Here is a 2828-nt window from a genome sequence, read left to right as displayed (position 1 = left end):
AGATCTCCAGCACTGACCAGTGGGATACTGACGGTCAGTGGAGCGCCACGATCGACACCTCCGACCTCGAGACCGGCTCGTACGTCGTCGAATCCGACGACGGTACGAACACGGGACCGCGCCGAGGTCGAAATCGTCGAAGAACGCGAAGAACCGTCCGACGGCGAAGACGGTGAAGACGGTGAAAGACGGTGAAGACGGTGAAGACGGCCAGGATGGCCAGGACGGTGAAGACGGCGAAGACGGCGAAACCGACGACGGAACGCCCGGCTTCGGTGCCCTCGTCGCCCTCGTCGCGCTCATCGCGGCCGCGCTCCTCGCGACCCGCCGCGACAACTAACGTCCACTAACCACCGAGCGGTTCCCCGCTCGGCCCCACGCATTCGCGGTTTCATTTTTTGCGCGCGTCGCCACGCTCCGAGAGCTGTGGCTGCGATCAGCGTCACCGACTCGGTACGGTACGACCGACCGTTTCTCCGGAATCTCTCTATCGCCGGCGTCAGATCGCGGCAATTAGTGGAGAAACAACGACGAGCGAGCGACAGTTCTAACAGTACCACTCACGTACCACGACGTATGAGCACGGACGCCGGTGACGACGGCGACATGGTCAAATTGAACGTCAAGGTCCCGAAGCGACTGCTGGACGAACTGGACGAACTGGCCGAGGAGTTACACTACACCAACCGGTCGGAGCTCGTTCGTGCGGTGCTGCGCGACACCACGGAACCGGTGCTGACACCCGGCGCACAGGAGGGCGTCTCGCAGGGCTACGCCGACGTTGCGGCGGGACGGACGATGTCCACGGACGAGGCCAGAGACCGCCTCGGGATCGACGAGGATGAGGCCTGACCGGTGGCCCACGACGTCGTCCTGACGGAAACCCTGGTCGAAACGTTGGACCAGTTCGAAACGGCGGACGCGAAGCGGATCGTCGACAAGCTGGAGGAGATCGGCGACTTCCCGGACCACTTTCTCGACCGGCTGAAGAACCATCCCGGCTACAAGCTTCGAGTCGGTGACTTTCGCGTGTTGATCGATTGGGACAAAGACAACGAGGTACTCTACGCTATCGACGCGTTCGAGCGGAAGAAAGAGTACCGCGAACTCGGGAAGTACCGCGAGGTCTGGGGATCGTGGCGAGACGAGGAATAGAGAACGACTGACGCAGGAAACGAAGCGTTTCGTGTCTCTATGTCGACGATAACCGGATGGCGCACCTCCTCGCCCGCCATCACTCGTCTTGAAAGACGCCGGTCGTGTCGAGTTCCATCGCCGCCTCGAAGGCGTCGCGTGCACTTGTGACTCCATCTGTGTCATACCTCTTTTGGCACTTTCTCACGACACGACTCGTCACGCTTCCCTTCGATCCGGAAACGACTGGCGCGTCGACTGCGGCGCCATAGATCCTCGCACGCGTGGTTCGTCGTTCCGTCGCCGACGCCGCTCTCGAACGCACCGCTTTCCCGTGATTCGGGCCGTCTCGCCCGTCGCTCGCGGGCGACCGCGCCACAGAAAGTATTTACCCGCCACAACGGTAGACGGTAACCGCATGAACACACGTCTCGCCCTCGTCGCGGCGCTGACGGCCGCCTGCCTCGTCGGGGCCGTCGCCGCCCCCGCCGCGGCGCAGTCGGGCCCCGCGGTGGGGTTCGGCGACTATCAGACCACGGTCACCCAGGGCGACGTCGCCACCGTCGACGTCCAGCTGCGCAACACGGAGGCCGCCTCGCTCCGCGTGCGCTCGGCCGACCAGCACTACAGCGCCACGCTCCGCGTGCGCGACGGGAACGGCGACGGCACCGTTCGCGTCCGCCTCAACACCCTCCGAGCCGCCGGCGACGAGCCCGAGCCCGGGTTCACGCCCGCGGACGACGCTGACGAAGTCGAGCTGGTCTCCTCCTCGCGAGAGGACACCGGGGACGTGCTCGACACCGGCCGCTACAACCTGATCGTCTCCACCGCCGAGACGAGCGTCGCGTCCGTGCTCCGCGTGGAAGCGTCCGCGGAGCCCGGCGGGAGCAGCACCAGCGTCGTGGCACCGGGCGCGTCGCTGCCGGCGGCCGACACGGCCGCGAACCGGACGGGCGACGCCGACGACGCGGCCGCGACTGACGACGGTACCGGGACCGCGGCCGACGACGACGTGCCGACGGCCGCTGCCGGAGACCAGCTCCGGACGCGGTTCGCCGTTCCGGGGCTCGGCGGCGTCGTCGCGTCCGACCCGCCGGCGCGCAACCTCGTGTACCCGACGGACAGCGCGCCGACGGCGCGGACCGTCCACGCGATGGCGACCTCCCCCGACGAGTCCATCGGAGTGCGCTCGATGACGATCGACTACGGCGTCGACGACGGCGTCCCGCCCGCGGACGTCCACCAGCTCTCTCGCGATGACATCGAGACGCTCGGCGTCGACACGACCGGCGACGGCTACGTCGACCGCTCCGCGCAGATCGCGGTCCAGAACCTTCGGACGAGCACGGACGGGCGGGTGACGGTCACCTTCGACCGCCCGATCGAGGTCGGGACGAACGACACCCTCCTCGCCTCGTACGCCGTGCGGAACCCGGACGCGAACGGCTCGCAGGACGTCACCGTCACCCTGCACGGAGAGGGCGTGACCCACTACGAGCGCGGGACGGTGCTCTACGGGCCCGCCGGCCAGGGGACGCTCGGCTACGGCGTCGACCTCCGGATCGAGTCGGTCGAGCGCGAGGCGGCGCCGACCGCGCCGCTGGCCCCGCTCGACGTGGCCTACGACGAGGCGGCCGGACACCTCGTCGCGGACGCCGATACGGACGCGCTCGCGCCCGGCCGGTACGTCGTCG

4 protein-coding genes are annotated in these 2828 nt (G+C 67.7%); all 4 read left to right on the top strand.

Annotation, left to right across the window (positions count from 1 at the left end; genetic code table 11):
• Window positions 1–172: 172 nt before the first annotated feature.
• Complete coding sequence (locus GJ633_RS18325) at window positions 173–340, top strand: PGF-CTERM sorting domain-containing protein (RefSeq protein WP_321169124.1); 168 nt, start codon at window positions 173–175, stop codon at window positions 338–340.
• Window positions 341–576: 236 nt separating this feature from the next.
• Window positions 577–852, top strand: a complete 276-nt coding sequence (locus GJ633_RS15495) for a ribbon-helix-helix domain-containing protein (protein ID WP_156589507.1) — start codon at window positions 577–579, stop codon at window positions 850–852.
• Between the two features lie 3 nt (window positions 853–855).
• Window positions 856–1155, top strand: coding sequence for a type II toxin-antitoxin system RelE/ParE family toxin (locus GJ633_RS15490; RefSeq protein ID WP_321169123.1), 300 nt, complete (start codon window positions 856–858; stop codon window positions 1153–1155).
• 397 nt (window positions 1156–1552) lie between these two features.
• A partial coding sequence (locus tag GJ633_RS15485; protein WP_156589506.1) for a hypothetical protein occupies window positions 1553–2828 on the top strand: 1276 nt, incomplete at its 3' end.

This window comes from Halorubrum sp. CBA1125 (genome assembly GCF_009742825.1).
GTDB lineage: Archaea > Halobacteriota > Halobacteria > Halobacteriales > Haloferacaceae > Halorubrum.
The sequence above is the reverse complement of the archived record's forward strand: the minus strand, read 5'-3'. Positions and strand labels throughout refer to the sequence as shown.

Bases quoted from the DNA above. Each gene is read 5' to 3' on its own strand.
- GJ633_RS15495 (WP_156589507.1), top strand. From the start codon at position 577: ATGAGCACGGACGCCGGTGACGACGGCGACATGGTCAAATTGAACGTC.